Annotated in this window: 2 protein-coding genes; both read left to right on the top strand. The window is 61.2% G+C overall.

Translation table 11 applies throughout. From position 1 onward, the window contains the following. A partial coding sequence (locus FEM54_RS23785; protein WP_138453365.1) for an autotransporter assembly complex protein TamA occupies positions 1-1,339 on the top strand: 1,339 nt, incomplete at its 5' end. Beyond that, the gene (locus FEM54_RS23780) at positions 1,339-5,022 is read left to right on the top strand and encodes a translocation/assembly module TamB domain-containing protein (RefSeq protein WP_138453364.1); all 3,684 of its coding nucleotides are present in this window, start codon (positions 1,339-1,341) and stop codon (positions 5,020-5,022) included. The genes FEM54_RS23785 and FEM54_RS23780, both read left to right, overlap by 1 nt. Positions 5,023-5,210: the final 188 nt, after the last annotated feature.

Raw genomic sequence — 5,210 nt, 5'->3', positions numbered from 1 at the left:
CAAATCGGGCGCCGTGCTCAACCACGGCAACTACGAAGACGCCAAGCGGCTGATTCAGAATCAGGCTTCGCGCTACGGTTTTTTCAATGGGCGTTTCAGCAGCCAGAAGCTGCTGGTGGACCCGCAAGCCGGTGTCGCCGATATCGAACTCATCTACGACAGCGGCCCGCGCTACACCTTGGGCAAAGTCGGGTTTACCGGCGATACGCCGTTCGATGAAGACCTGCTGCAACGCATGGTGCCGTTCAAAAGCGGCGCCCCTTACGACTCCGAACTGATCGCCGAACTCAACCAGAACCTGCAATCGAGCGGCTTCTTCGAAGGCGTACGCGTGGACGCCAGCCCAACCGCCTCGACCAACGATGTGATCCCGGTGGCGGTCCAGCTCGATACCCGCAAGCCACGCACCATGGGCCTGGGCCTCGGTTACTCGACCGACGTCGGCCCGCGCGGCAAAGCCAACTGGACCCGCCATTGGGTCAACCCGCAAGGCCACAGCTATGGCTGGGAGGCCGAACTGTCGGCGCCACGCCAGAACGTCGGCCTGTGGTATGACATCCCGCTCGACCCGCCGTTGACCGACAAGTTGCGCTTCGCCGGCGGTTACCAGAACGAAGAAATCGCCAACACCGACACCCTGAGTAAATTGCTCACCCTCGGCCCCGAATGGCACAGCAAGCTGCCCAGCGGCTGGACGCGGGTCATCTCGCTCAAATACCAGCGTGAAGAATATCGCCTGGGCAATGACTCGGGCTTGAGCAACCTGGTGATGCCGGGCATCAACTATTCCTACCTGCGCAGCGATAACCGCATCGACCCGCACAATGGCTATCGCCTGATGTTCGACGCCAAGGTCGCCAAGGAAGGTCTCGGCTCCGACACCAACTTGCTGTACGGCACCGCCACCATCAAGGGCTTGACCACTTTATGGGATAACCACCGTTTCCTCGGCCGTGCGCAGTTCGGCGGCAGTGCCACCAACGGCTACAAGTCGGTGCCGCCGTCGCTGCGCTTCTTTGCCGGTGGTGACCAGAGCGTGCGCGGCTACGAGTACCAGACGCTGTCACCCGAAAACGATCGCGGTGACCGCATCGGCGGGCGTTACATGGTGGCCTTGAGCGCCGAGTACCAATATTCCATCGCCGAAAAATGGCGCATCGCGACCTTTATCGACCAAGGCAACTCCTTCAACACCCTGGAAATGCCCAGCCTGAAAACCGGCGTGGGTGTCGGTGTGCGCTGGGTGTCGCCAGTGGGGCCGATTCGCCTTGACCTGGCCCATGCCCTCGAAGATCCGGGCGGCATTCGTTTGCACTTTTCCATGGGGCCTGAGCTGTGATGCGTGGTTTGAAAATAGCAGGGCTGGCCCTTGTGGCGGTCCTCATGCTGCTGCTGTTGGCGCTGTGGACAGTGCTCGGTACTCAAGCAGGCAGCCGTTGGGCCTTGAGCCAGGTGCCGGGTTTGAGCGTGGAAAATTACCAGGGCTACCTGGGTGGCCAATGGAGCGCCGACCATCTGCTATGGCAGCAGGACGCGAGTCGGGTAGAACTCAATGCTCCGAAGTTTGATTGGTCACCAGGCTGCCTGTTGCGCATGACCCTGTGCATCAACCAATTGGACGTGGAACAGGTCAACCTGCAATTTCCGCCGAGCAATGAACCGAGTAGCGGTCCGATAACGTTACCGAATCTGAAGTTGCCGGTTGCCATCCAGTTGGGCGACGTTCGCGTCGGCAGCCTGCTGTTTAACGGCAGTGAGGAACTCAAGGGCCTGCAGTTGGCGGCGCATTGGACGGCTGCTGGCATGCAGATCGATTCGGTGCACCTGCAACGCGATGACCTGGTGCTGGACCTCAACGGCCTGCTGCAACCCACCGGCAACTGGCCGCTGAGCGCCACCGGGAACCTGAGCCTGCCCTATGCGCCCGGCGGCGCGCCGTGGAAGGTTGCGCTCAAGGTTGACGGCGACCTGCTCAAGACCCTCAAGCTCGACGCCGACAGCAGCGGCTACTTGCCCGCGAAGCTCAGCGGCGAGCTGCAACCTTTGGTGGAGAACCTGCCCGCGCAGTTGCACATCACGGCGGATGGCTTTAAACCGAGCGCCGATTTGCCCGACACCTTGCAGCTCAATCAACTGGACCTCACTGCCAAGGGCGACTTGAGCAGCGGCTACCAGTTGCTTGGCCGGGCCGTGCTGCCCGCAGAAAAAGGCCCGGTGGCCTTGCTGTTGCAGGGCAAGGTTGACGCCAAGGGCGCACAGATCGCCGGCCTCGACCTGACTGCCGGTGAGCAGCAAAGCCTCAAGCTCAGCGCCAACCTGGACTGGCAGCAAGGGTTCAGCGCCGACGCGAAAATCAACTGGCTGGATTTCCCCTGGCATCGCCTCTATCCATTGATTGATGAGCCTCAGGTCGCGTTGCGTACGTTCAATGGTGAAGTTTCCTACAAAGACGGCAATTACCTCGGCAATCTCAACGCTGACCTTGACGGCCCAGCGGGTAAATTCAATCTGGTCACGCCATTCAGCGGCGACCTCAAGCAAGTCTTCCTGCCCGAACTCAAACTGACTGCCGGTCAAGGCAAGGCCGAAGGGCACCTGAACCTGCAATTTGCCGACGGCATCGCCTGGGACACTGCGCTGGACTTGTCGGCACTCAACCCGGCGTACTGGGTCGCAGAATTGCCAGGCACCTTGGCCGGGCCATTGCGCAGCAAAGGCGAGTTCAAAAACGAGCAGCTTAAACTGAATGCCGACCTCGACCTCAAGGGCCATTTGCGCGGCCAGACCGCCGTGCTGGCGGCCAAGGCCGAAGGCGCGGGCGAGCAGTGGACCCTGGCCAACCTGGATATCCGCCTGGGCGACAACCGCATCAATGGCAGTGGCAGTCTGCAGCAACGCTTGGCCGGGCAGATTGACATTAAACTGGCGCGCCTGGCCCAACTGTGGCCGCAGTTGCGCGGGCAAATCAACGGCCGCGTGGATGTAGCCGGTACGCTGAAGGCGCCGCAAGGCAAGCTCGACCTCAAAGGCCAGCAACTGGCGTTTGCGGATAATAAACTGCAAAGCCTCACCCTCGATGCGGCCCTCGACAACGCCCAGCGTGCGAAGATCGACCTCAAGGGCAGCGGCATTCAAGCCGGTGAAACCCAGGTCGGCACCCTGACCGCCAGCGCCCAGGGCGACATCAAGAGCCAGAAGGTGCAACTCGATCTGGCCGGGCCGCTGGTCAAACTCGCCCTGGCCCTGGATGGTAACCTTGACAAAGGTAACTGGCGTGGGCGCCTGGCCAGTGGTGATGTGCAGGCCGGCGGCCAGGATTGGAAGCTGCAAGCCCCGGCGAAAATCGAACGCCTGGCCGACGGCAAGCTGACCTTTGCCGCGCATTGCTGGGTGTCTGGCGGTTCCAGCTTGTGCGGTGAAGACCAGCGTCTGATGCCTGAACCCAAGCTGCGCTACCACCTCAAGCAATTCCCGATCGACAGCCTGGCGGCCTTCTTGCCCAAGGATTTCGCCTGGCAGGGCAAGCTCAACGCCGATGTGCAACTCGACCTGCCCAGCAGTGGCCCTAAAGGCGTGGTCGCGGTGGACGCCAGCGGCGGCACCTTGCGCGTGAAGGACAAAAATCAGTGGGTGGATTTCCCCTACGACACCTTGAAGCTGGAAACCACCCTCAACCCCAAGCGCATCGACACACAGCTGAATTTTCGCGGTGGCAAGCTCGGCGAGTTGCTGTTGCAGGCGCAGATCAACCCGTTGCCCAAGGACAAGCCGATTACCGGCACGTTCAGCCTCACCGGCCTGGACCTCGCTGTGGCGCGCCCGTTTGTGCCGATGGTGGAAACCCTCAATGGCAAGCTCAACGGTAACGGCCGTATCTCGGGTGGTCTGTTGGCGCCGCAGGTCAACGGCAATGTGAACCTGGTGGACGGCGAAATTTCCGGGCCTGAGCTGCCGATGAGCCTCGAGGGCTTGAATGTGCAGGCGCTGATCGCCGGTGAAAGTGTGCAGCTCAACGGTGGCTGGCGCAGCGGCAAAGACGGGCAGGGCAGCCTCAAGGGCCGCGTCGGCTGGGGCCAGGCCCTGGCGGTGGACCTGAGCCTGCAAGGCTCGAAATTGCCGGTCACGGTTGAGCCCTATGCCAAGCTGGAAGTGGCGCCGGACCTTAAGATCAGCCTCAAGGACGACAAGCTGGCGATTGCCGGCAAGGTGCACATCCCGCGCGGCGATATCACCGTGCGCGAACTGCCGCCGTCGACGGTCAAGGTCTCGGATGACACGGTGATCGTCGGCAGCCAGACCGAGGAGGGCAAGCCGCCGATGGCGATGGCCATGGACATCGACGTCGAGGTGGGTGAAGACCAGCTTAACTTTGCCGGCTTTGGCTTGACTGCCAAGGTTCAGGGCCATGTGCATATTGGCGACAACATGGACACCCGTGGTGAGTTGTGGCTCAACGACGGGCGTTACCGTGCCTACGGGCAGCGCCTCAATGTGCGGCGTGCGCGGCTGTTGTTTGCCGGTCCCTTGGATCAGCCGTTCCTGGATATCGAAGCGACACGGGTGGTCGTGGAAGACTCAAGGACTGTGACTGCCGGTATTCGCTTGAGTGGCAGCGCCGAGCAGCCGACGACGCAGATCTTCTCCGAGCCGTCGATGCCTCAGGAAGATGCGTTGTCGTACCTGGTGCTGGGGCGTTCGCGTAACAACACGGGCGAAGATAACAATATGCTTGCTGAGGCCGCTCTGGGCCTGGGTTTGATGGGCAGTGCGGGGGTGACTTCGGATATCGCCAACAAGCTGGGGATTCAGGATTTCGACCTTGACACCCAGGGCTCCGGGAACAAGACCGCAGTGGTGGCCAGTGGCAAGATTACCGAGAAGCTCAGCTTGCGCTATGGGGTGGGGGTGTTTGAGCCGGCCAATACCATTGCCTTGCGTTACTTGCTGAGCAAGAAGGTGTACCTGGAAGTGGCCAGTGGCGTGGCGAGTTCGTTGGATATCTTCTACAAACGGGATTTCTAAACCCCGTACTCGTTAAAACTGTGGGAGCTGGCTTGCCTGCGATAGCGGTTTGTCGGTGTGTATATCCGTTGCTGCGGTAACGGCGGCTTATGGTTCCGCTCTTACAGCGACTCACTTTTGGCAAACGCCCGGAATGCCGGCCCAGCCAAAAGTAACCAAAAGGTCTTCGCCCCACCACTCGGCACCTC

It is taken from the genome of Pseudomonas edaphica, assembly GCF_005863185.1.
Lineage (GTDB): Bacteria > Pseudomonadota > Gammaproteobacteria > Pseudomonadales > Pseudomonadaceae > Aquipseudomonas > Aquipseudomonas edaphica.
The sequence above is the reverse complement of the archived record's forward strand: the minus strand, read 5'-3'. Positions and strand labels throughout refer to the sequence as shown.

Bases quoted from the DNA above. Each gene is read 5' to 3' on its own strand.
- FEM54_RS23780 (WP_138453364.1), top strand. From the start codon at position 1,339: ATGCGTGGTTTGAAAATAGCAGGGCTGGCCCTTGTGGCGGTCCTCATG.